The sequence below is a fragment of the Streptomyces sp. NPDC097619 genome, assembly GCF_040302735.1.
Classification (GTDB): Bacteria; Actinomycetota; Actinomycetes; order Streptomycetales; family Streptomycetaceae; genus Streptomyces.
The window spans coordinates 1-22,310 of the sequence record NZ_JBEOSD010000003.1; the positions used below are offsets into that span (position 1 = coordinate 1).

The 22,310-nt window shown below is 73.8% G+C and carries 20 protein-coding genes and 3 tRNA genes; 7 read left to right on the plus strand and 16 right to left on the minus strand.

Going from position 1 to position 22,310, the window contains the following annotated elements:
• The coding region (locus ABTZ17_RS01245; protein WP_352193429.1) for a tyrosine-type recombinase/integrase at positions 1–381 on the plus strand (381 nt) is incomplete at its 5' end.
• 72 nt (positions 382–453) lie between these two features.
• Here ABTZ17_RS01245 and ABTZ17_RS01250 read toward each other — a convergent pair.
• Positions 454–529, minus strand: a tRNA-Arg gene (locus ABTZ17_RS01250).
• 538 nt (positions 530–1,067) lie between these two features.
• A tRNA-Ser gene (locus ABTZ17_RS01255) sits at positions 1,068–1,158 on the minus strand.
• Positions 1,159–1,330: 172 nt separating this feature from the next.
• Here ABTZ17_RS01255 and ABTZ17_RS01260 point away from each other — a divergent pair.
• From ABTZ17_RS01260 to ABTZ17_RS01270, 3 genes are all read left to right on the plus strand, one after another.
• Complete coding sequence (locus tag ABTZ17_RS01260) at positions 1,331–1,762, plus strand: SSI family serine proteinase inhibitor (protein ID WP_352193430.1); 432 nt, start codon at positions 1,331–1,333, stop codon at positions 1,760–1,762.
• 103 nt (positions 1,763–1,865) lie between these two features.
• On the plus strand, positions 1,866–5,720 hold the full coding sequence (locus ABTZ17_RS01265; RefSeq protein WP_352193431.1) for a response regulator: 3,855 nt from the start codon (positions 1,866–1,868) through the stop codon (positions 5,718–5,720).
• 13 nt (positions 5,721–5,733) lie between these two features.
• Positions 5,734–6,363 carry an antibiotic biosynthesis monooxygenase gene (locus ABTZ17_RS01270; protein WP_352193432.1) on the plus strand — a complete coding sequence of 210 codons (630 nt, stop codon included), beginning with the start codon at positions 5,734–5,736 and terminating at the stop codon, positions 6,361–6,363.
• Positions 6,364–6,481: 118 nt separating this feature from the next.
• Here the strand turns inward: ABTZ17_RS01270 and ABTZ17_RS01275 are convergent, their stop codons facing one another.
• The 9 genes from ABTZ17_RS01275 to ABTZ17_RS01315 all read right to left on the minus strand — a co-directional run bounded on the left by ABTZ17_RS01275 (position 6,482) and on the right by ABTZ17_RS01315 (position 16,005).
• Positions 6,482–8,131 carry a long-chain fatty acid--CoA ligase gene (locus tag ABTZ17_RS01275; RefSeq protein ID WP_352193433.1) on the minus strand — a complete coding sequence of 550 codons (1,650 nt, stop codon included), beginning with the start codon at positions 8,129–8,131 and terminating at the stop codon, positions 6,482–6,484.
• A 246-nt stretch (positions 8,132–8,377) separates the two neighbouring features.
• Positions 8,378–8,926, minus strand: coding sequence for a SigE family RNA polymerase sigma factor (locus tag ABTZ17_RS01280; RefSeq protein ID WP_352193434.1), 549 nt, complete (start codon positions 8,924–8,926; stop codon positions 8,378–8,380).
• A 117-nt stretch (positions 8,927–9,043) separates the two neighbouring features.
• Positions 9,044–10,213 (minus strand): lipid-transfer protein, encoded by a 1,170-nt coding sequence (locus ABTZ17_RS01285; protein ID WP_352193435.1) that lies wholly within the window; start codon positions 10,211–10,213, stop codon positions 9,044–9,046.
• On the minus strand, positions 10,210–10,632 hold the full coding sequence (locus ABTZ17_RS01290; RefSeq protein WP_352193436.1) for a MaoC family dehydratase: 423 nt from the start codon (positions 10,630–10,632) through the stop codon (positions 10,210–10,212). Before ABTZ17_RS01290 ends, ABTZ17_RS01285 begins: the two co-directional genes overlap by 4 nt.
• Positions 10,629–11,861 carry an acyl-CoA dehydrogenase family protein gene (locus tag ABTZ17_RS01295; RefSeq protein ID WP_352193437.1) on the minus strand — a complete coding sequence of 411 codons (1,233 nt, stop codon included), beginning with the start codon at positions 11,859–11,861 and terminating at the stop codon, positions 10,629–10,631. Before ABTZ17_RS01295 ends, ABTZ17_RS01290 begins: the two co-directional genes overlap by 4 nt.
• Position 11,862: 1 nt before the next feature.
• A complete protein-coding gene (locus tag ABTZ17_RS01300; RefSeq protein ID WP_352193532.1) occupies positions 11,863–12,828 on the minus strand; it encodes a bifunctional MaoC family dehydratase N-terminal/OB-fold nucleic acid binding domain-containing protein in 966 nt (321 codons plus the stop codon).
• 158 nt (positions 12,829–12,986) lie between these two features.
• Complete coding sequence (locus tag ABTZ17_RS01305) at positions 12,987–14,144, minus strand: acyl-CoA dehydrogenase family protein (RefSeq protein ID WP_352193438.1); 1,158 nt, start codon at positions 14,142–14,144, stop codon at positions 12,987–12,989.
• A gap of 159 nt (positions 14,145–14,303) precedes the next feature.
• Positions 14,304–14,621, minus strand: coding sequence for a hypothetical protein (locus tag ABTZ17_RS01310; RefSeq protein WP_352193439.1), 318 nt, complete (start codon positions 14,619–14,621; stop codon positions 14,304–14,306).
• Positions 14,622–15,555: 934 nt separating this feature from the next.
• A complete protein-coding gene (locus ABTZ17_RS01315) occupies positions 15,556–16,005 on the minus strand; it encodes a DUF6344 domain-containing protein (protein ID WP_352193440.1) in 450 nt (149 codons plus the stop codon).
• Between the two features lie 479 nt (positions 16,006–16,484).
• Here ABTZ17_RS01315 and ABTZ17_RS01320 point away from each other — a divergent pair, with 479 nt between their 5' ends.
• From ABTZ17_RS01320 to ABTZ17_RS01330, 3 genes are read left to right on the plus strand one after another with little or no spacing between them, the layout of a single operon-like run.
• On the plus strand, positions 16,485–17,093 hold the full coding sequence (locus tag ABTZ17_RS01320) for an RNA polymerase sigma factor (RefSeq protein WP_352193441.1): 609 nt from the start codon (positions 16,485–16,487) through the stop codon (positions 17,091–17,093).
• On the plus strand, positions 17,090–17,755 hold the full coding sequence (locus ABTZ17_RS01325) for a hypothetical protein (protein ID WP_352193442.1): 666 nt from the start codon (positions 17,090–17,092) through the stop codon (positions 17,753–17,755). Before ABTZ17_RS01320 ends, ABTZ17_RS01325 begins: the two co-directional genes overlap by 4 nt.
• A gap of 47 nt (positions 17,756–17,802) precedes the next feature.
• Positions 17,803–17,985: a hypothetical protein gene (locus tag ABTZ17_RS01330; protein WP_352193443.1), complete on the plus strand. Its 183-nt coding sequence runs from the start codon at positions 17,803–17,805 to the stop codon at positions 17,983–17,985.
• Between the two features lie 128 nt (positions 17,986–18,113).
• Here ABTZ17_RS01330 and ABTZ17_RS01335 read toward each other — a convergent pair.
• The 5 genes from ABTZ17_RS01335 to ABTZ17_RS01355 all read right to left on the minus strand — a co-directional run bounded on the left by ABTZ17_RS01335 (position 18,114) and on the right by ABTZ17_RS01355 (position 22,236).
• Positions 18,114–18,198: transfer RNA gene (locus ABTZ17_RS01335), tRNA-Ser, on the minus strand.
• 65 nt (positions 18,199–18,263) lie between these two features.
• Positions 18,264–19,223 carry a trypsin-like serine peptidase gene (locus tag ABTZ17_RS01340; RefSeq protein WP_352193444.1) on the minus strand — a complete coding sequence of 320 codons (960 nt, stop codon included), beginning with the start codon at positions 19,221–19,223 and terminating at the stop codon, positions 18,264–18,266.
• A 350-nt stretch (positions 19,224–19,573) separates the two neighbouring features.
• Complete coding sequence (locus ABTZ17_RS01345) at positions 19,574–20,647, minus strand: YeiH family protein (RefSeq protein ID WP_352193445.1); 1,074 nt, start codon at positions 20,645–20,647, stop codon at positions 19,574–19,576.
• The gene (locus ABTZ17_RS01350) at positions 20,647–21,210 is read right to left on the minus strand and encodes a cysteine dioxygenase family protein (RefSeq protein ID WP_352193446.1); all 564 of its coding nucleotides are present in this window, start codon (positions 21,208–21,210) and stop codon (positions 20,647–20,649) included. Before ABTZ17_RS01350 ends, ABTZ17_RS01345 begins: the two co-directional genes overlap by 1 nt.
• 120 nt (positions 21,211–21,330) lie before the next feature.
• Positions 21,331–22,236, minus strand: a complete 906-nt coding sequence (locus ABTZ17_RS01355) for a LysR family transcriptional regulator (protein ID WP_352193447.1) — start codon at positions 22,234–22,236, stop codon at positions 21,331–21,333.
• Positions 22,237–22,310: the final 74 nt, after the last annotated feature.

Here is a 22,310-nt window from a genome sequence, read left to right on the forward strand (position 1 = left end):
CTGCCCGCCCTGTGCCTGAGGGCGCTCCGGATCCGGCGCGCACAGCAGCTGGGCGACCGCAAGGCGGCCGGGGAGCTCTGGCAGGACGGCCGCGGCCTGGTCTTCACCACGAAGTACGGGACGCCGATCGAGCCGGGGAATCTGACCAGGATGTTCCAGCTGCGGGCCGCGCGGGCCGGGATGCGCGTGATCCCGCTCCGGAACACCCGGCACACCTGCGCTGCCCTCCTGGTGGTCCTCAAGGTCCACCCGAAGGTGGCCCAGCGGATCCTGCGGCACTCACAGATCGCGATGACCCTGGAGGTCTACGCGGAAGCCAGCGAGGAAGCTGTACGGGACGCCCTCGGCAAGCTGTCCGAAGCGATGGGTGGCAGCGGCTGAGGCGGTTGCTGTACTTCGCTGCTGTACCGGGACAAGCAGAAGGGCCCGGACTTTGGTCCGGGCCCTTCTGGCTGGTGCACTCGGCAGGATTCGAACCTGCAACCTTCTGATCCGTAGTCAGATGCTCTATCCGTTAAGCTACGAGTGCTTGTGCTTCCCGGGGTTTTTCGCCCCGTTGGCCTTGCGAGAACAACAATACATGGACCTCGCCGAGAGACGAAATCCATTAGCCAAACCGGCCCTGACCTGCGGAAACGCCGCTGCGGATGGTTTTCGGGAGGGCGCGGCGGGCGTCCCGTGGGGCTGACCGGGCGATCGGGAGTGCGGATCCGGAGGGGTGAGGTCCACCGGGGCCCGGCGCCTCCGCGCAAGAGGGCGGAGCGGGCCGGAGCGGGCACGTGAGGCGGGGCGGGTCCCCGCGGTGTCCTGGTGAGGCTGAGCCGTCCGGGTGATCCGCCGCGGGACGGAGACGGCTCGCGCCGGAGACAGCCCGGGACGGACCGGCGGAGACGGACGCGCGGCACCAGGACGCGAGCAGAACGAGACGGGGCGGCGCAGGACGGCGCGGGGCAGCACGGCGCGCACAGGGCGAGGCACTCGGCTCGGCCCCGCTCGCGGGCGGTGCTGCGGGCCCGGAACGCGTCGAAGCCCCGGTCCGTGGGACCGGGGCTTCGACGACCTTCGCGCGGAGGCGGAGGGATTTGAACCCTCGATGGGCTTTAAGACCCAAACCGCATTAGCAGTGCGGCGCCATAGACCGGACTAGGCGACGCCTCCAGCACACCCCCGCGTACGTGGGGTGCGTGCAGATGATGACACAGGGCGGTGGCCCCTCACCAATCCACCCCCACGGTACTAGCCACCGGGTGGCTGGGGCAAAGCCTTAATCACCGGTTCGGGAACCGGTGTCCGCCGCAACACGCACGCGGGCGGGCTCGTTGGGCAGGGCATGTTGCGCAGCCTCGTCCTCGCCTCCGTCGCCTCGGCCGCCCTCGCCTCCGGTCCGCTGCCCCCGCTGCCGTTGGGGCTCCTGCAGGAGCCGGCACCGAAGCCGGACCAGCTCACCGTGACGGTGTCCCGGACCGGCAACCCGCGCGCGGACGGTTCGTACGAGCTCACCTGCAAGCCGGTGGGCGGGACGCACCCCGAGGCCAAGCGGGCCTGCGCGCGGCTGGAATCGTTCGCCGCGGAGGACACCGACCCCTTCGCGCCGGTCTCGACCCGCTCCCTGTGCACCCAGCAGCACGGCGGCCCGGCGACCGCGCGGGTCACCGGGACCTGGCGGGGGAAGCCGGTGGACGCGGCCTTCGACCAGAAGAACGGCTGCGAGATCAGCCGGTGGAAAGATTTGGAACCTGTCCTTCCGAGCGTGCGCTCCTGACCAGCGCGGATGCCGGAGGTCACGTACTTCGGCCGTCGCGCCGCGGGACAGTGCCCTTAGACTCCTCCCGTGACATGCCGGTAGTCAGGGAGGAAGCGTCGTCGTGAGCAGCAGGCCATCCCGAGGCGCTGCTCGCCTCGCAGCAATACTCGACGCGCTCCCGGACGCGCTCCTCCTGGTGAACGCCAACGGCACCGTCGTGAACGCGAACTCCATCGCGCTCGACATCTTCGAGTCACCCGGCACCGGTCTGGTGGGCCGCGGGCTGCTCTCCCTCCTCCCCGAGTTCGACTCGAAGCTCATCCCCGGCTCCATGCGCCGCCCCGGTGACGAACCGGAGGACAGGACGAAGCCGAAGCGGATGACGGCGCGGCGGACCGACGGCAGCGAGTTCCCGGTCCAGGTGACCAGCGCCAACCTGGAGGACGGCCGCGAGGCGTACGCGGACGGGCACCGGTTCACCGGGGACGAGCTCCTGATGCTCGTCGTCCGCGACCTGTCCGGCACCGTGGACACCGAGGTCGAGCTGGCCCGGTCCCAGCGGCAGACCGAGATGATCCTGCGCGCCGCCGCCGAGGGCGTGGTGGGCACCGACACCGACGGCCGCGTGGTGCTGGTCAACCCGGCCGCCGCGCAGATCCTCGGCTACCGGGCCACCGAACTCGGCAACCGCGAACTGCACGCGCTCGTCGTCCACTCCCGCGCCGACGGCTCGCCGTTCCCCTTCGAGGAGTCCCCCCTCGCCGACACCCTGCGCTCGGGCCGCAAGCACCGGGTACGCGGGCAGGTGCTGTGGAACAAGGCCGGCAAGGCCGTCTCGGTGGACCTGACCACCTCCCCGGTGCGGGACGGGGACCAGCTGGTCGGGGCCGTGATGACCTTCACCGACCGGCGCCCGTACGACGCCCTGGCCGCGCGGCACGCGCAGCTGATGGCCCTCGCCGACGAGGCGCTGCGCGGACCGCTGGAGGAGCTGCGCGGGGAGCTGGCGACCCTGGCCGCCGACGACGCGGGCCAGTTGTGGCCGGAGGCGAACCAGCTGCTGCACCACCTGGCCGCCGGGTACTCGCGGATGACGGTGCTCCTCGACAACGTGCTCGGCTTCCAGCGCCTCGACGCGGGCCGGACCAAGCTGGTCAAGGAGAAGGTGCTCCTGGACGGCGTGGTCGCGGCCGGCGTGGAGGGGGCGGTGGAGCTCATCGGGCCGGGCCGCGCCCAGTTCGCCGTGCACGCGCCGACCATCGAGGCCGAGGTGGACCCGGCCCGACTCGCCACCGCCCTGTCCCACCTGATCGCCGACGTGGCGGGGGTGGACGCGACGGGCAAGGCCCCCGTGGCGGCGGGCGCCGGTTACATGGACTCCACGATCGTGGTGGCCGCCGCACAGCGCGGCAGCTCCGTCCGGATCGAGGTGCGCGGGCCGTACGCCGGGGGCAACCCGGTGCACGAGCCGCTGGTGCGGGGCATCGTGACCGCGCACGGGGGCGTGCTCCAGACGCACGAGGTGCCGGGGCAGAGCGGCAACGCGTACGTGCTGGAGGTGCCGCTCGGCGCCGGTGCCGGGACGGTCACCCGACCCGAACCGGAACCCGAGGCGGAATCCTCCGCGGAAGCGGATGCGGAATCGGGCTCGGAGGACAGCGGCACCGCCGAGGTGCCGGTGGCCCCGGCCGGTGGGCCGCGACCCGCGGGCAAGCGGGCCCGCCGTGGCGTGGACGCCTTCCTGGACGAGGAGCCGCCGGCGGCTCCGGCGGGGGAGGGCGGCGCCCTGGCCCTGCCCTCCGGCCGCCGTCGGGCCCCGGGCGCCGACCTGGCGCAGGCCCCCGTGAGCCCGGCCGGTCTGGCCGGTGCCCCCGTGCCGCCGGACGGTACGGGACGGCGTCGGGGCCGGGCCCTGGAGGAGCGGGCCGGTGGCGCCGCGCCGGGCGGTCCCGGTCCGCAGCAGCTTCCGGCGGGCGCTCCGCAGCCCCCGCGTCCCGGCACCCGGGCCCCCGGTCTGCCCGCCCTGCCCGTTCCCGGTCGGCCCGCGGCCGGCCCGGGTGCGCAGCCGCCGCGCGGTCTGCCCGCGCCCGGCGGGGCCCTGCCGGCGGCTCCCGGGGCCGTGCCCCCGCCGCCGCCGCACGTGCCCCCGCCGCCGGTGCACCCCGGGCCCGTCCCGCCGCGGCCCGCCGGTCCGGCCGCTCCCGGTGCCTCCGCCGTACCGGTGCCCGCGCCGGGCCGCCCGGCCGGCCCGGTGCCGCCCGGCAGCGCTCCGGCGGCCGGGCCCGTGCCCGCCCGTGGACTTCCCCTGCCCGGGGCCGCCCCGCAGACCGCCGCCCCGGCTCCGGCCCCGTCGTCGGGGCCCGCGCGGGCCCCGGAGGCCCGGGCCCTGCCCGAAGCCGGCCCCGTGCCGGCCGCCGCGGGCACCGGCCGCCGCCGCGCCCTGGGCGGGGACGGTACGGCCACCGCGCCGGCCCCCGAGGGTCGGCCGATCGCGCTGGAGCCGATCGGCACGCCGGTGGGCACCGCGCCCGGGCGGCCCGCGGAGGCCGCCGAGGGCCCCGGCACGCCCGGAGCGGGACGCCGTCGTGCCCTGGCGACGCCCCCGCAGCCCGGTCCGGAAGCCGACTCCCGTCCCTCCCCGCAGACAGGTCCGCAGGCAGGCCCGCAGTCCGGGCCGCAGGGCACCGCCGACCCGTACGGCGGTCCGGCCGCCGCGACCGCCGAGGCCGGGGCCACCGCCGGGCGCCGGGCCCGACGCCCGCTGGGCGATCCGGCCGCCGCCGAGGACCACGCCTCCGCCGGTCCCGGCGAGGACCACACCCCGCCGCAGCCGCACCCGCTGCCCGGGGCCGAGACCCCGACCGGGCGCCGGCGCGCCCTGCCCCCGACGGCCCCGGCCTGGCCGGTCCCGGCCGCCCGCACCGCGCCGGAGGACTCCGCTCCGGGCGGGCCGGTGCCGCTGCCCCGGCAGGCCCAGGAGGGTCCGGCCGCGCCCGGACCGGTCCGAGCCCTCGGCGCCCTCGGGCAGGGCGGCGCGCCCGCCGCGCCCGTGCCCCCGCAGGGTGCCCCGGAAGGTGGGGGCCGACGCCGCCGCCTCACCGGCGCCGACGACACCGACGGGCCGGGCCGGGCCTACGCCATAGGAGCCCCCGCGGCCGGTTCCGCCGAGGGGCCGGAGCCGTTGGACGGGCCCGGCGGGGCGGTCGAGGTGGTCAGCAGGCCGCCCGTACCGCAGCCCGTGGACGACGAGCTGCCGCCGGAGCCGCTCGACAACCCGCGGCGGCTCCTGGTGTGGCCCGCCCCCGACGTGGCCACCCAGCAGGCGCTGAGCGACCGCGGCTACCGGCCGGTGATCGTGCACTCCCGCGAGGAGGTGGACGCGCAGATCGCCGCGTACCCCGCCGCGCTGTTCGTGGACCCGCTGACCGGCCCGATCACCCGGACCGCCCTCCAGTCGCTGCGCCAGGCCGCCATGGCCGCCGAGGTGCCGGTGCTGGTGACGGCCGGGCTGGGGCAGGCCGGTCGGGAGGCCGCGTACGGGGCCGATCCCGCGGTGCTGCTGAAGGCGCTGGCCCCCCGGGACAGCGAGCAGCACCCCTCGCGGGTGCTGCTGATCGAGCAGCACGAGGAGATCGCCCGTGCCCTGACGGCCGCCCTGGAACGGCGCGGCATGCAGGTGGCGTGGGCGGGCGCGGACACCGACGCGGTGGACCTGGCGAGCCGGATGCGGCCCAACCTCGTGGTGATGGACCTGATGCAGGTGCGGCGCCGTCGGGCCGGGATCGTGGACTGGCTGCGCTCGCACGGGCAGCTCGACCGGACCCCGCTGGTCGTCTACACCTCGGTGGACATCGACAAGACGGACCTGTCCGGGCTGGGTTCGGGCGAGACCGTGCTGTTCCTGGCCGAGCGCGCCACCACCACGGAGGTGCACGGCCGCATCGTGGACCTGTTGGCGAAGATCGGCACCCGTTAGCCACTCTTGCGGCATGGCGATCACCGACGACACCGGCAGCACCGGCCGCCGCGGGGGCACCCGCGGCGGCGGTGCCGACGGCACCGAGCACACCGTCCCCGCCGACGACGGGGAGGTCACCCTGCTCATCGCCCGTCAGGTGGAGCCGGGGTACGAGCACTCCTTCGAGGAGTGGGCGCGGGGCATCCTCGACACGGCGGCCGGGTTCTCCGGGCACCTGGGGTACGGGCTGTTCCGCCCGGCGGCTCCCGGGGCCCCGTGGTTCCTGGTGCACCGCTTCCGCGATCAGGCGGCCTTCGCGGCCTGGCAGGACTCCCCGGAGCGGGCCGCGTGGTTCGCGCGCTGCGAGGGCCACCACCACACGGAGATAGCCCGGCGGGAACTGACCGGCATGGAGACGTGGTTCGCGAAGCCCGGCACGACCCGGCCCGCGCCGCCGCGGTGGAAGATGGCGATCAGCTCGGGGCTGGCGATCTTCCCGATCTCGCTGGCGGGCAACGCCCTGCTCGGCCCGTTCCTGCTGGACCTGCACCTGGTGTTGCGCACGGCGGTGTTCGCGGCGGTGTTCAGCACCCTGATGACGTACGTGGCGATGCCGCTGGTCAGCAGGGCGCTGCGGAACTGGCTCTCCCCGTCGGGCTGACGGCTTCCGTCCGGGACCAGGAATCCGGGACGGGGGTCCGCGCCGGGGATGCGGGACGAGGGATCCGGGACGGGTCCCGGTACCGCGCCCGAGGGTGCGGTACCGGGAGCGGGGCGGCTCAGCCCAGCTTCGTGACGTCCAGGGCGCCGTCCGCGTACCGCTTGCGCAGGACCTTCTTGTCGAACTTGCCCACGCTGGTCTTGGGGACCTCGACGATGCGGGCCCAGCGCTCCGGCAGCTGCCACTTGGCGATGCTCTGTCCGAGGAAGGCGTGCAGGGCGGCGTAGTCGGTCTCGGCGCCCTCCTTGAGGACGACGGTGGCAAGCGGGCGTTCGCCCCACTTGTCGTCGGGCACGGCGACCACGGCGGCCTCGGCCACGTCGGGGTGGGCCATGAGGGCGTTCTCCAGCTCCACGCTGGAGATCCACTCGCCGCCGGACTTGATGACGTCCTTGGCCCGGTCGGTGAGGGTGAGGTAGCCGTTCGCGCTGATCACGCCGACGTCGCCGGTCCTGAGCCAGCCGTCCGGGCTGAACTTGTCCTCGGGGCGCAGCGGCTCGGCGCCGTCCCCGCCGTAGTAGGCGGCGGCGATCCAGTTGCCGCGGACCTCCAGCTCGCCCGCGGACTCGCCGTCCCAGGGGAGGACGTCGCCGGCGGGGCCGACCAGTCGGGCCTCGACCCCGGCGGGGAAGCGGCCCTGGGTGATGCGGTAGGCGCGCTCCTCGCTCTCGGCGAGGCCGGCCGGGGGGTGCGCCATGGTGCCCAGCGGGGAGGTCTCGGTCATGCCCCAGGCGTGCACCACGCGGACGCCGAGCTTGTCGTAGGCGTCCATCAGGGAGGGGGGACAGGCGGCGCCGCCGATGGTGACGTGCTTCATGGCGGAGATGTCGCGCGGGTTCGCGGCGAGTTCGCCGAGGAGGCCCTGCCAGATGGTGGGCACGGCGGCGGCGTACGAGGGCTGCTCGCGCTCGATCATCTCGGCGAGCGGGGCGGGCTGGAGGAAACGGTCCGGCATGAGCATGTTGATGCCGGTCATGAACACCGCGTGCGGCAGGCCCCAGGCGTTCACGTGGAACTGGGGGACCACGATCAGCGCGGTGTCGGCGGCGGTGAGGCCCATCGACTCGGTCATGTTGACCTGCATGGAGTGCAGGTAGATGGAGCGGTGGGAGTAGACCACGCCCTTGGGGTCGCCGGTGGTGCCGGAGGTGTAGCACATGGCGGCGGCCTGGCGTTCGTCCAGCTCGGGCCAGGGGTAGTCGCCGTCCTGGGCGGCCAGCAGCTCCTCGTAGTCGTGCACCCGCACGTCGAGCCCGTCGAGGGCCGAGCGGTCGCCGGGGCCGGAGACGACCACGTGCTCCACGGTGGGCAGGTGCGGCAGCAGGGGGGCGAGCAGCGGCAGCAGGGTGCCGTTGGCGATGACCACCTTGTCCACGGCGTGGTTCACGATGAAGACGAGCTGCTCCGGGGGGAGCCGCAGGTTCAGGGTGTGGAGCACGGAGCCCATGGCGGGGATGGCGAAGTACGCCTCGACGTGCTCGGCGTTGTTCCACATCAGGGTGGCGACGCGGTCCTCGGGGCGGACCCCGAGGACGTCGCGCAGGGCGTGGGCCAGCTGTCCGGCGCGGACGCCGATCTCGGCGAAGCTCCGGCGGTGCGGCTCCGGCGCTCCGGTCCAGGTGGTGACCTGTGACCGGCCGTGGATCCTCATCCCGTGCTGGAGGATGCGGGTCACGGTCAGCGGTACGTCCTGCATGGTGCTCAGCAAAGCGTCCTCCCGATGGGCGCTGCGCGGCGGCAAAGGATGCTGCCGATTCTGCGCGGGCCCCGGCCCCCTGTCACTACCCGGGAGTACAAACGCTGCCAGTGATTCCTGTCAGCGTCCGGGCGCGGGGGCCGATCGCGGAGCGGGAGGGCTCTGAGGGGGTCGCGGGGGAGGTGGTGCACGCGGGGGGAGGGAGGAGGGCCGAGGAGGAGGACCGTTACGGCCGGTGGGGGCGGTGGGGGCGGTGGGTCAGCGGAGCTCGGCGGGGCGCAGTTCCGGGTCCTCGCGGAGCTTGCCGAGGGCGCGGGAGACGGCGCTCTTGACCGTGCCGACGGAGACGCCGAGCAGCTCGGCGGTCTGGGCCTCGCTGAGGTCCTCGTAGTACCTGAGGACGACCATGGCCCGCTGGCGGTCCGGGAGCCGGAGGACGGCGCGCCACATGGCGTCCCGCAGCACCTGGGCCTCGGCGGGGTCGGTGTGGGGCACCCCTTCGGGCTCGGGGAGCTCCTCGCAGGCGAACTCGTCCACCCGGCGCTTGCGCCACTGGGAGGTGCGGGTGTTGACCAGGGCCCGGCGGACGTACCCGTCGAGGGCGCGGTGGTCCTCTATTCGGTCCCAGGCCACGTAGGTCTTGGCCAGGGCGGTCTGCAGGAGGTCCTCGGCGTCGCAGGGGTTGGCCGTGAGGGAACGCGCGGTCCGCATGAGGGCCGTGCCGCGGGTCCGGACGTACGCGGAGAACGTCGGGTACGTCCTCGGGTACGACGGGGCGGACGGGAGGGTGCAGACAGGCGTGGTCATGGCTCCACGCTAGAAGCGCGGACGGCCCCGGGGTATCGGTCCCAGGTGCCGACAACGCATCCCCCTCAGGTTGTACGGGTGGGGTCCGCCCCACCTCCTGAAGAAGGAGAGGGGTCTTCACGCACCGTCCGCTCCCAGGATCAGACCGGAGGTGGGGACGCCCGTGCCGGCCGTGACGAGCACCCGGGAAGCGCCCGCGACCTGGTTGACGGAGGTTCCGCGGAGCTGTCGCACCGCTTCCGCGATGCCGTTCATACCGTGGAGGTACGCCTCTCCGAGTTGGCCGCCGTGCGTGTTGAGCGGGAGGGCGTCGGCGGCCACGAAATCGGCGGCTTCACCGGGCTTGCAGAAACCGAACTCTTCCAACTGCATCAGGACGAAGGGGGTGAAATGGTCGTAGAGGATGCCCACGTCGATGTCGGAGGGGCGCAGTCCGCTGGTCCGCCAGAGTTGCCGAGCCACGACGTCCATCTCCGGCAGTCCGGTGAGGTCGTCCCGGTAGAAGCTCGTCATGGCCTCCTGGCCGCGCCCGGCCCCCTGCGCGGCGGCGGTGATGACGGCGGGCGGGCGGCGCAGGTCACGGGCGCGTTCGGCGGTGGTGACGACGAGGGCCTGGCCGCCGTCGGTCTCCTGGCAGCAGTCGAGCAGGCGCAGCGGTTCCACGATCCAGCGGGAGGCGGCGTGGTCGGCGAGCGTGATGGGTTTGCCGTGGAACCAGGCGGCGGGGTTGTTCGCGGCGTGCCGGCGGGCGGTGACGGCCACATGTCCGAGGGCTTCCGGGGTGAGGCCGTGGGCGTGCAGGTACCGCTGGGCGGTCATGGCCACCCAGGAGGCGGGGGTCAGCAGCCCCCAGGGCAGCGACCAGCCGAGGGCCGCGCCCTCGGCGGACGGCTCGCGGCGCTGGACGCCGGAGCCGAAGCGGCGGCCGGAGCGCTCGTTGAAGGCGCGGTAGCAGACCACGACCTCGGCGACCCCGGTCGCGACGGCGAGCGCGGCCTGCTGCACGGTCGCGCACGCCGCCCCGCCGCCGTAGTGGATCCGCGAGAAGAAGGACAGCTCCCCGGCTCCGATGGCCTGGGCCACCGTGATCTCGGGGCTGGTGTCCATGGTGAAGGTGACCATGCCGTCCACGTCGGCGGGGGTCAGCCCGGCGTCGTCGAGGGCGGCGTGCACGGCCTCGACGGCGAGGGTGAGTTCGCTGCGGCCGGAGTCCTTGGAGAACTCGGTGGCGCCGATTCCGGCGATGGCGGCCCGGCCGCCGAGGGAGTCCCGGTTGCGGACGCTCATCGGGCTTCCTCCGGGGAGTCGTGCCGGGCGGGGGTCGGGAGGTCGGCGGTGACGGTGCCCGTGACGTGCCGGCCGAGTCCGTTGGCTCCCATGACGCCGATCTCCACGGTGTCCCCGGTGCGGGACAGGACGGTGCCGGTGAGCGTCATGGTGTCCCCGGGGTAGTTGGGCGCGCCGAGCCGGATGGCGACCTTGCGGAGCACCGTGCCGGGGCCGAGCCGGTCGGTGACGTACCGGCCGACCAGGCCGTTCGTGGTCAGGATGTTCATGAACACGTCCGGGGAGCCCTTCTCCCGGGCCAGTTCCGCGTCGTGGTGCACGTCCTGGTAGTCGCGGGAGGCGATGGCCCCGGCGACGATCAGGGTGCGCGTGACCGGTATCTCCAGCGGTGCCAGCGCCTCGCCGACTGCGGGGTTCATGCGGTGTCCTCCGGTACGCGGGCGGGGTCGTGGGCGTGGACCGGGAAAGGGCCCGGGTCCGGGGCGGTGAGCACGGTGCCGAGTTCGTCGAGGAGCTCGGGGGCGCCGCCCAGGTGGGCGTCGAGCTGCCGGCCCCACAGGAAGTGGCGGTGCACCGGGTGGTCCACGTCCGCGCCCGCGCCGCCGTGCAGGTGCTGGCCCGCGTGCACCACCCGCTTGCCCGCCTCGGCGGCCCACCAGGCGGCGGTGAGCGCGTGCGGTCCGGCGGGGAGGCCGGCGTCGGTCCGCCAGGCCGCCTCGTAGGCGGTGACCCGGATGGCCTCGGTGTCCATGTGCGCGTCGGCCGCGCGGAGCAGCACCGCCTGGTTGGTGGAGAGGGGGCGCCCGAACTGCTCGCGGGTGGAGGTGTACGCCACGGCCCTGGCCAGCGATCCGGCGCAGACCCCGGCCTGGAGCCCCGCGAAGGCGATCCGGGCGGCGGCCAGCACCCGACGGTACGGCTCGGCACCGGCCGCGGGGCTGCCGACGCGTTCCGCCTCGGCCCCGGCCAACTCCAGCCGCCCCGCCGACCAGGGCGCGGTGGTCTCCACCGCCTCGGTACGGACCCCGGGGGCGTCGGTGCGGACCAGCCACAGGGCCCGGTCGGTGTCGGGCACGAGGACGTGCGTGGCGTCCCGCAGCCACGGGACCAGCGGCAGGGTGCCGTGCAGCCGGGCCCGGGGGGCGGGGGCGGAGCCGGCCGCGAGGGTCCGGCGATCGGGACCGGAATCCTCGGCGGGGGCCTCCGCGGCGGCCGTCGCGGCGCGGGGTTCGGCAAGGTGGTCGGCGAGGGGGTCCGCGCCGGGTCCGTCGAGGGGGTCGGCGCGGACGCGGCCGCGGTCGGGGAAGGCGCCGGTGGCCACGGAGGTGCCCGCGTACAGCTCGGACAGCAGCCGGGCGCGCTGCTCGTCGCTGCCGTGGACGCCGATCGCGTGCGCCCCGTACACGCAGGTCGCCGCGTACGGCACCTGTGCGGTGACGCGGCCCTGCTCCTCCAGCAGGAGCACGAGGCCGAGCAGTCCGACCTCTTCGACGGCGGCGACGAGCCCGGCCCCCGCGAGGGCCTTCCACAGCTCGGCGTCGCTGCCGGTGCCGGCGGCGGCGAGCCGTTCGTGGGTGGAGAGGTCGGTGAAGATGCGGGCGGCGAGGGCGGCGGCGGCCGCCTGGTCCTCGGTGGGACGGAAGTCCATATCAGCTCACGCTCCCCCGGAAGACGGGCAGTTCGAGGTCCTCGTCCACGCGCTGGAACTCCAGCCGCACCGGCATCCCGATGCGCACCTCCTCGGGCCGCACCCCGGTGACCCCGCTGATCATGCGGACCCCTTCGGCCAGCTCGACCAGGGCCACGGCGTACGGCGGGTCGAAGGCGGGGAACGGCGGATGGTGCATGACCACGTAGCTGAAGACCGTGCCCTCGCCCGCGGACTCCACCGTGTCCCACTCCCGGCTCCCGCAGGCGTTGCAGCCGGGCAACCAGGGGAACCGGAGGGTGGTGCAGCGGGTGCAGCGCTGGATCAGCAGCCGGTGCCGGGCCACGCCTTCCCAGAACCCCTCGTTGTCGCGGTTGGTCACGGGGCGGGGACGTCGGGGACGCGGGGCGGTGGTCGGAGCGGAGCTCGCGGTCCCGTCCGGGCCCGGGGCCGGGGTCGCGGTACCGGTCGGGGGCTCCGCCGGGGCCGGGGCGGCGGGGCGGCGCGCGGGCGCGTACTTGAGGATCCGGAAGCGGTGCGTCCCGGCCCGCTCCCCGTCCGCGCGGACGTCCATCCGCGTGGTCACGAAGTGGCCGGTGCCCAACTTGGTGGTCTTGCGCGGGGAGACCGACTCGATGACCGCGTCGAAGGTGATCTCGTCCCCGGGCCGCAGCGGCCGCAGGTACTCCTGCTCGCAGTCGGTGGCCACCACGGAGGTGTACCCGGCCCCGTCGAGGAGTCCGAGGAGTTCGTCGTAGCGGGTGGCGCGGCCGGTACCGTCCCCGTGGCCCGAGAGCCCGCCCATGGTCCACGCCTGGAGCATGGTGGGCGGAGCGACCGCTTCCGGTCCGGTGTAGGCCGGATGCCCGTCGCCCATCGCCTCGCACCAGTGCCGGATCATGGCCGTGTTGACCGGGTCCTTCCCGCGCCCCCCGATCGCCGCCGGCTCGCCCTCGAAGGCCCGCAGCCGCTCGTGGAACGGATCGGCCGCCGACTCCGGGCCCGTCTCGGCCGGGGCAGGGACGGGTGCCCCCGATGCCTGTGCTGTCCGCGTTGCCCGCGCCGCCTGCACAGCCTGCCTTGCCCCCGCTGCCTCCGGACGGCCTTCCGCGGCCGCGCGCTCGCTCACCGCTTCCTCCCCTTCATGCCGAGCCGCATCATCGCGACGATCTCCCGCTGGACCTCGCTGACCCCGCCGCCGAAGGTGTTGATCTGCGCGGCCCGGTTCATCCGCTCCAGCTCCCCGTCCCCGAAGGCCCCGGGGGAGCCGGCGCGCAGGGTCGCGGTCTCTCCCACCGCCTCCTGGCACATCCGGTACACCTCGACGGTGCTCTCGGTGCCGAGGAACTTGACCCCGCTCGCGTCGCCGGGGGCCAGGGTGCCGTCCGCCACGTCTTGGACGAGTCGCCAGTTGAGGAGGCGGACGGCGGCCAGCCGGGCATGGGCCTCGGCGAGCCGGGACCGCACCCACGGCCGGTCGGCGGGGCGCGCGCCGGTGATCGGGTCGGGGGTGCGCGCGTGCGCCAGGGCCCCGTCGAAGAACTCCTCCGCCTGCATCCCGATGGCGGCGAGGGCGACGCGCTCGTGGTTGAGCTGGTTGGTGATCAGGCCCCAGCCGCCGTGTTCGGGGCCGACGAGGTGTCCGGCCGGCACCCGGATGCCGTCGTAGTAGGTCGAGGTGGTGGTGAGTCCGCCGACCGTCTCGATAGGCGTCCAGGAGAACCCGGGGGAGGACGTGGGCACCAGGACGATCGAGATGCCCTTGTGCTTGGGGGCCTCCGGATCGGTGCGGCAGGCCAGCCAGATCCAGTCGGCGTTCTGGGCGTTCGAGGTGAACACCTTCTGCCCGTCCACCACCCATTCCCCCGCCTCGCGGACGGCCCGGGTGCGGAGCGAGGCCAGGTCGGTACCGGCGCCGGGTTCGGAGTAACCGATCGCGAAGACCAGCTCACCGCGGAGGATCCGGGGCAGGAAGAACTCCTTCTGCTCCGGGGTGCCGTACTTCATGAGGGTCGGCCCCACGGTGTTGAGGGTGACCATCGAGACGGGCGCGCCGGCCCGGTACGCCTCGTCGAAGAAGACGAACTGCTCGTCCGCGCCACGGCCGCGGCCCCCGTACTCCTCGGGCCACCCGAGGCCGAGCAGGCCGTCGGACCCGATCCGGCGGAGCAGGGCGCGCTGGTCGGCCGGGTCCTCGGGAGGTCCGTCCGGCATCAGCTCTCGGAAGTACGAGCGCAGCTCGGCGCGCAGCCGCAACTGGCTCTCGGTCGGGGCGAGGTGCACGGCGGGCTGCCTCCTGGCGGGGCTCCGGTGATGTTTTCTGACTGTCCGTCAGATCGAGCGCCGCTGTCAAGGTGCGGGACCCGCCCCCGCACGGCGGAACGCCCGCACGACGGGACCCCAGCCGGTCCGGTCGTACGGGCGTTCCGTGGGAGCCGCGGACTACCACCAGGGGTGGAAGTTGACCGCCACGTTGGTGTTGGACTGGTCGATGGCCGTGAACGCCGATCCGTTGACCTGGGCGGTGTTGTTCTGGTTCGAGGCCCCGGAGCCCGTCGCGACCTGCTGGGAGGTCGAGGAGTTCCCGTGGTTGTTGCCCCCGACACCGCTGCCGACGATGCCGGCGACGCTCGCGTTCGATCCGTCGTTCGCGAACGATCCCCAGCCGTCGTCCGCCTGCGCCACACCGGAGAACAGGGCGGCGGCGAGGGGGAGCGAGGCGACGGCGGCGATGACGCGGGCGGTACGGACGAGTGCCATGTGCGAATTCCTTCCGAGTTCAACTTGGCTGTTTCTCAAGACAGTTGGCCGACCGCTTGAGGTTCTGTTCGTGCTCGACGTCGTGACACCAGAGTTGCCCACCGAATCCCCGGCGAACCACCCCCCAGCGGACGATTCCCCCGCAAGCATGAGCATCTTCGGATAAACCCCGGTCACGCCCCCAAAGGCGCAGATCAGAGCGCCTGAACGCCGAAAAACGGTCCGCCGCAAGGGCTGAACCGTTCCGCCACATCCCCGGGCCCCGACCCTCGGTCCGGACCCGCCCCGCACCCCCTCGCGCTCCCGCGCCCACACCCCCGGCGGCCGCCCCGCACCGCACCCCCAAGCACTGCGCCCCCCGTACGCCCCCGGCGCTCACGACACCGGCGCCCGTACGCGCTCCGTCGACCTCTCCGACTCCGACTCCGACTCCGACTCCGACACCCCCGGCACGGTCGGCTCATCAGCCCGTCGACTGGTCTGCCTGTCCGTTGTTCCGCCTGTCCGTCGGTCTGCTGGTCCGTCGGTCGACTCGTCAAGCGTTCGGGTCATCGGGGATTCGGGTCAGCACGTCACCGTGCGGTCGTCCTATCGCCCGGTCACTTCATCACCCGGTCAGGGGTCCACGTCTTCAGGTACGTCAGGCCCCTCAAGCCCTTCAGGTCCTTCGGGTGCTCCATGTCCTCACATCGTCACGTCTTCACTCGTCACGTCTTCACTCGTCACGTCTTCACTTCGCTGCGCCGCCACTTGCCACGCGTCCACTCCACCGTTCCGCCGCACTACCGCACTACCGCACCGCTTCGCACTGCCGCACTGCTTCGCTCTGCCGCCGGATCACAGGTCCTCGGATCACAGGAGCCTCGGACCACAAGAGCCTCGGGCCACAGGGTCTCGGGCCGTGGTGGGCGTCGAGTCCCCTCTCCGTACCGTCCTACGCGACCAGCCCGAGCGTCCGACCGCCGTCCCGTGCCGAGGTCTTGGCCCGCGTGCCGCCCCGCGCCCCGTCGGTGTCCCCGTTCGTCACGTCCGCGCTGTCCACCCGCTCCGCGACCCCGAGCCCGTTCGCCGCCGCCGTGGTCGAGCGTCGCACCGAGGGAGAGGAGCCGTGCGCCTCGGCCCGGATCCGCTGCGCGATGGTCGGCGGCAGCGAGCGCCCGCGCATCACCTCCCGCCAGGTCCGCCGCAGCCGCACCCGCTCCCGGCGCGCGGCCTGGACCGGCACCACGGCCGGGGCGCCGGCCGTACCGGCGGTGCCGGCGGCCTCGGCGGCGGGGGAGGCGGTACGGGCCGCCGCGGAGCCGAAGCCCAGGGCGGCGAAGAGCGCGACCAGCGCGGCGAGGACGGCGGCCCACAGGGCCGTGGCGCGGTTCTTGTCAGTCATGACGATGACTCCTCATTCCGGATGTTCGGACGGGCCGATCTGAATACATTCGCCATGATGCGGACGCAACCGGAGCGAAGGGGGGCACCACACAGTTCTTCGGACAAACACCACTCATACGGAGCAAAACCTCTGAAAGGACCCACCAATACCGCGCACTGTGACGGAACCCACGACCGCCGCCCACCTCGAATCCGACTCCACCCCCGGCCGCCCACACGACCACGGGTCGCTCGAACTCCCAGCTCAGAAGCACGCGTTCCGCTTCTCCGCAGCGCCATCACCCGCCGGGAATGATCACCTTCACGCGCTTCGTGAAAAATCTCCGACCGGACATGAGTGATCCCGGCCTTTATTCGCTTGAGTGGTCACCAGCGAGCAACAAGCCCGTCGATACCGCCAGTTGGTGTCCACTTCGACCAAGGAAGTGACCGCGATGCGCACTGCTTCCCCGTCCGCCCCGCACCCCGGGGGCCCGTGTGCCTGACGAGACCCGCCTGGGGCCGCGCCGGACCGCGGCCGTACCCCTGCCCCTGTCGGAGGAACCCGTCTCCCCCGTGCCGCTGCCCCTGGACTTCGAAGCCTTCGTCCTCAGCCACCAGGAGTTCTTCCACGCCTACGCGGAGCTGCACTGCGGCAGCCGCGGCACGGCGGAGGCCGTGGTCGACGAGGTGTTCCTGGAGATCCTCTCCGAGTGGAGCGCCCTCCTCCAGGCGGACGAACTGGAGCGGCGCACGCTGGCGGTCCTGCACCGCCACGTCACCCGACGGCTGGCCCGCGAGGGCCGGGACCCCGCGTACATCATCAACGGGCCCATCGGGCAGAGCCTGCGGGCCCTGCGCGGCGAGCTGGAGCTCGCACCGAGCCCGATCGGTCTGTACGAGGCGATAGCGGAGCTGCCCGTCCGCCAGTACACGGTCATCGTCATGCGCTACCTGATGGGCTACTCCACCAAGCAGACCGCCCGCTACATGGACATCGACGAGCGCACCGTCACCCACCACTGCCGCCGCGCCAAGGAGCGCCTCGGCCGGAAGCTGGGCCTGCCCACCCGCGCCTCCGTCCGACTGACGGAAGGGACCCGGTGACCCGCTCCCCCGGCACCATCGACGCGGCCCTGGAGAACGCCGCCGTGAGCCTGGCCGGGAACCCCCGGTACGACGTGGGCGCCTCCCTGCGCCGGCTCGCGGCCGCCGCCAGCCGCACCTCCCCACCGGCCACCAGCCACCTCGCGGACGCCACCCGGGCCGGCAACCAGCTCTCGACCGTCTGCCGCTGGGCCATCAACGCCCCGGACGCGGCCGGACACCTCGGCCGCCTCGCGGAGGTCCCCGCACCGGGGACCCCGGCGGAGTTCGACGTGGAAGGGGCGGGGGTCTTCGGCTGTCTCCTCTTCCTCACGGGGCACCCGGACAGCGCCCAGTTCTGGTGGCAGCTGTCCGCCGGGGCGGGCAACAGGATCGCCGCCTACTGCCTCCACCTCCGCCACCTGGCCCTCGGCGAGCTCCGCGAGGCGGCGCACTGGCGCCACGAGGTGAGCGGAGCCGGGGCCGACGGCGGGATCGACGAGGTCCTCCTGGACTGCCTCGGCACGGTGGCCTCGTACGTCCGCAAGAACGGCTCGGTCGGCAGCACCCCGCCCACCGGCCTCCTGGAGATGGAGGTGGGCCGGCTGGGCGACGAGGCCGGACTGGTCCGTCGCCCCGACCACCGCCTCGTCGAACGCCTCCGGGAGTTCGCCGCCCGCTGACCCCGGGCCCCCGTCCGGGGGCCCGCCCCACCAGGAAGGATCCGGCCATGTCCGCACCATCCGCCGTCCCGCCCGCACGCCCCCGGTGGAAGCGCCCCGTCGGGGCCCTGACCTCCTGGGGCGGCCGTCGCCGCCGCGCCGCCACCGGCCACTTCCTCCGCGGCCTCGCCTACGGCACCGGCACCGCCCTCGCCGGCCTCGTCGGCTACTGGCTCCGCCAGTTCCTCTGACCACGGCCGCACCACCGGCGCACCACCGGTACACCCCGCACGGACCCGCACCACGGCCCCCGGACACGCGGAAGGGGCGTCCCGGAACCGGGACACCCCTTCTGATCAGCTCGACGTCTGACCTGGTGCGGTGGGTGTGGGATTTGAACCCACGGTGACTCGCGCCACGACGGTTTTCAAGACCGTTCCCTTAGGCCGCTCGGGCAACCCACCCGCGCACCGCCGTGATCGGGCGGAGCGGGCTACAGCCTAACGGGTCCGGAGGGGCGCGTGGCGGGTCAGGCGGTCTGGGCCTTGTCGTAGACCGCCTTGGCCTCGTTGCCGAAGTACGGGCCGAACATGCGGTTGGGAAGGAAGGTGTAGCCGAAGCTGTTCACCGAGACCTGGAGGCCGGTGCCCGTGGACTCGTTGAAGTTCTGGAACCACGGGCCGCCGCTGGAGCCGCCGGTCATGTTGCAGCCGAGGCTGTGGTCCTTCGACAGCAGGAAGTCCTTGCCGCTGTTGCCGCTGCAGTAGACCAGCTTGGAGCCGTCGTACGGGGCCGCGGCCGGGAAGCCGAAGGCATACATGGCCTTGTTGTAGCCGCCGTTGAAGAGGACGCCCTGGGCGCCGACGACCTGGCTGAGCTTCTGGCCGTTCAGCGGGGCGACCACCGCGAGGCCCACGTCGTAGTTGATGTCCTCGCTCGCCGCCCACTGGTCGGTGGCGAAGGTCTGGGTGGCGCTCCACTGGCCGTACGGCGCGTTGCCGTTGGCGTAGGCGGGGACGAAGACCCAGTTGGTGTGCCAGGCGCCCTGGTACTTCACGCAGTGCCCGGCGGTGAGGACCGTGCTGCCGTTCTGGCTGGTGACGGAGTCGCCGGAGCAGGAGGCGGTGCGGCCCTGGAAGGTGAAGAAGACCCGGCCGGAGGTGCGGACCACCGCGCCGCCGCCCGTCCACGCGCCGCCGGCCTGCGGGAAGGCGGTGGGGGAGACGCCCGTCGGGGCGGCCGGGGTCGGGGGCACCGCGGTGGGTCGGGCGGCGGAGACGGGGGCCTTGAGGCGGGTGCCGGGGGCGAGCGTCAGGTCGAGCGGGGTCGCCGAGCGCATCCGTTCGGCGGTCCAGAAGCCCTTGGTCTGCCGCTGCTCGAAGCTGGTGGCCGCGGGGGCGGCGGCGGAGGGGGTGGCGGCCGTGAGGGCTCCGGCGAGCAGGGCGCCTGCGGCGAGGAGGACGGAGACGGCCGTGCGGGGACGATTCACGCAGGACTCCTTCTGCCGGGTCCGGGGCGGGGCCCGGGCCAGGTGGGGGTGAAGTGCTGTCGGTGCGGATCGGCGTGCGGTGCGGCCCGTGGGCCGCGGCACTGCGCAGGCAGACTGCCACGGAGCTGATGGATTGTCAGGTACCCGCCGGAACGTTCGGTCCGTTCCGGCCTGTTCCGGCCACGGATTGGCCGGCAACGGACGGCGGGCGGAAGGGGCACGACACGGCGGGGAGCGGTGGAGCGGAGCGGAACCGTGTCCGCTCCGCTTCCCGGGTCTCGTCGTCCGCGCATCCGGCCCTCCGTCGTACGCCGGCTCTCGTCCGCCCTCGTCGTCCGCGCACCCGGCGGTCAGGCCGTCAGGAGGACCCCGGCGTAGGAGACCCCGGCCACGACCACCCAGGCTCCGAGGCCCAGCACCGCCGCCCTGCCTCCGGTCTTGGCGAGGCTCGGGAGGTGGACGGCGCTGCCCAGCCCGAAGAGGGCCGCCGCGAGCAGACCCTCCTGGGCGGTGCGGGCCCAGTCGAGCACCTCGACCGGGAGCAGCCCGGTGGCCCGGACCCCGGCCGCCAGCAGGAAGCCCGCCACGAAGAGCGGTACGGGGGCGGGACGCTTGCCCGAGGCGGTACGGACCCCGGCGCGACGGGCCCGGACCGCGAAGGCCACGGCCGCCACCAGCGGAGCCAGCAGGGCCACCCGCATGAGCTTGACGACGACGGCCTCGCCGAGGGCCGCCGGCCCGGCGGTCTGGGCGGTGGCGACCACTTGCCCCACGTCGTGCACGCTCGCCCCGACCCAGCGGCCGAAGGCGGGGTCGTCGAGGCCGAGGGGCTGGTGGAGCAGGGGAAGTACGGCGATGGCCAGGGTGCCGCAGAGGGTGACCAGGGCCACGGAGGCGGCCACGTCCTCCTCCTCGCTGCCGGAGACCTGACTCACGGCGCCGATTGCGGAGGCCCCGCAGATGGAGTAGCCGGTCGCGATCAGCAGCGGCTGGTCCCCGGGCAGCCCGAGGCGACGGCCGAGCCACAGGGTCCCGAAGAAGGTGGCGGCCACCACGGTGACCACCATGGCGACCGTGCCCCACCCCAGCCGGATCACCTGGTCCAGCCCGAGCCCCAGTCCGAGCAGCACGATCCCGATCCGCATCAACCGCCGCCCGGCCAGGGACAGGCCGGCCCGACCGGGCCCGCGGACGAAGGTCCGGATCCGGGGCAGGTGAGCGGCGGCGATTCCGAGGACGACGGCCACCGTGAGCATGGGCACCGCGGGCAGCGCCAGGTGCACCAGCCAGGCGGCGAAGGCACCGGCCACGGCCGTCAACAGGCCCGGCCGGCTGGATGTTTCACGTGAAACACGGGGCGGCCGGACGACCGGAAGGACGGGACGGGACCGCGGCCGGCCGGGCGGCCGGTTGAGGAGGGCCATCAGTCGGCCGGCAGGGTGTAGACGCGGCGGACGCTGCTGCCCAGCCGGGACACGTCGGCCCCGTACACATGCAGCGAGAGGGCCAGGGTGCGGCCGGAGTTCCGGACCCGGTGGATGTCCCCGGGCGGGGCGAACCCGCAGACGTCGCCCTGGCCGTTGACCACGTCCTCGGTGGGGAGCAACCGCGCGGAGCCGGCGTCCCCGGCGGCCGGGGCCAGCCGGTAGCGGCGCTCGCTCTCCTCCCCCTGGTGGACCCCGGCCACGCACCAGGCCACGTGGTCGTGGATGGAGGTCTGCTGGCCGGGCAACCAGACCAGGGCCACCACCGAGAAGCTGCCGTCGGGCTCGGCGTGCACCACGTGCTGCCGGTAGCGCTCCGGATCGCCCTCCTGCTGGGCCACGGTGAGCAGATCGGGGGCCCCGAGGTGCGGGGCCAGCTTCTCGCCGACGAGGTACGCGGTGAGGTCCGGAGGGAGCCCGCGGTCGACGACCGTGCGTATCTCTTCTATGAGCCCGGTCATCCGCACGGTGACGGCCGGTACCGCGGTCGTGGTCGTGGTCATAGAGGCAGCGTCGGGGGGCCCGTCCATCACGTCCAACGACAGTTTCGACCCCGAATCCCAAGCTGTGCTTATGGGTTCAGCGGTCGGTCATCCGCTCCGTGCCGGCCAGGGGCCGGCGCGTCAGCAGCCGACGCGGTTCGCGGCCACGCGCCGCAGCTCCTCCAGCACCACGGCGGTGGCGGGGATCCGCAGTTGTTCGCGGTAGACGTACGCGGAGATGTGACGACGGGCGGCGGGCTGGAGGCCGCGGCCGGTGACCCGCGTCAGGGAGAGGGAGGGCAGCAGCAGGGCCGGCATCATCGCCACCCCGAGCCCCTGGGACACCAGGGCTTGGACCACCAGGTTGTCGTCGGTGGCGAAGACGATCTCGGGTACGAAGCCCAGCTCCGCGCACTCGTGCAGGAGGTTGGCGCGGCAGCGGGGACACCCGGCTATCCACCGCTCCTCCGCCAGGTCGGCCAGGTGCACGGCCCGGCGCCGGGCCAGCGGGTGCCCGGCGGGCAGCAGGACGGTCAGCTGGTCCTCCAGCAGCCGCACCTCGGTGACCTCCTCCGGTATCTCCTCGTGGAGCCCGGGATAGGTGAAGGCCAGGGTGATGTCGCACTCCCCCCGCTGGAGCCGCCGCAGCGAGTCCGGCGGCTCCCCGTCGAGGAGCTCCACCTGGATGCCGGGATGCTCCTTGGCGAGCCCGCTCAGCGCTTCCGGGACCAGCGTGGCGTTGGCGCTGGGGAACCCGCACAGCCGGACCCGCCCGGTCCGCAGCCGGGCGTACGCCTTCATCTGCTGCTGGGCGGCGGTGAGGCTGCCGAGGATGGACTCGGCGTGCCGGGCCAGGGAGTGTCCGGCCTCGGTGAGCTGCATGCGGCGGCCCACGCGGGTGAACAGCGGGGTGCCGACGGCCCGCTCCAGGGCCTTCATCTGCTGGGTGACGGCCGGCTGGGTATACCCGAGCACCCGGGCGGCCGCCGAATACGATCCGGCCCGGACCACCTCGTGGAACGTCCTGATGTGCCGGGAGTCGAACACGCTCGAAGCATAAGCGGACCTTGGGACCACCCGTAGCCCGATTCCCGCCGGTCCCCCACCCCCTTCGCGTCAGC

What these genes read in the sequence shown, in the direction of transcription:
- ABTZ17_RS01260 (WP_352193430.1), top strand. Translation starts at nt 1,331, where the DNA reads ATGTTGCGCAGCCTCGTCCTCGCCTCCGTCGCCTCGGCCGCCCTCGCC.
- ABTZ17_RS01270 (WP_352193432.1), top strand. Translation starts at nt 5,734, where the DNA reads ATGGCGATCACCGACGACACCGGCAGCACCGGCCGCCGCGGGGGCACC.
- ABTZ17_RS01280 (WP_352193434.1), bottom strand. Translation starts at nt 8,926, where the DNA reads ATGACCACGCCTGTCTGCACCCTCCCGTCCGCCCCGTCGTACCCGAGG.
- ABTZ17_RS01285 (WP_352193435.1), bottom strand. Translation starts at nt 10,213, where the DNA reads ATGAGCGTCCGCAACCGGGACTCCCTCGGCGGCCGGGCCGCCATCGCC.
- ABTZ17_RS01290 (WP_352193436.1), bottom strand. Translation starts at nt 10,632, where the DNA reads ATGAACCCCGCAGTCGGCGAGGCGCTGGCACCGCTGGAGATACCGGTC.
- ABTZ17_RS01295 (WP_352193437.1), bottom strand. Translation starts at nt 11,861, where the DNA reads ATGGACTTCCGTCCCACCGAGGACCAGGCGGCCGCCGCCGCCCTCGCC.
- ABTZ17_RS01310 (WP_352193439.1), bottom strand. Translation starts at nt 14,621, where the DNA reads ATGGCACTCGTCCGTACCGCCCGCGTCATCGCCGCCGTCGCCTCGCTC.
- ABTZ17_RS01315 (WP_352193440.1), bottom strand. Translation starts at nt 16,005, where the DNA reads ATGACTGACAAGAACCGCGCCACGGCCCTGTGGGCCGCCGTCCTCGCC.
- ABTZ17_RS01330 (WP_352193443.1), top strand. Translation starts at nt 17,803, where the DNA reads ATGTCCGCACCATCCGCCGTCCCGCCCGCACGCCCCCGGTGGAAGCGC.
- ABTZ17_RS01345 (WP_352193445.1), bottom strand. Translation starts at nt 20,647, where the DNA reads ATGGCCCTCCTCAACCGGCCGCCCGGCCGGCCGCGGTCCCGTCCCGTC.
- ABTZ17_RS01350 (WP_352193446.1), bottom strand. Translation starts at nt 21,210, where the DNA reads ATGACCACGACCACGACCGCGGTACCGGCCGTCACCGTGCGGATGACC.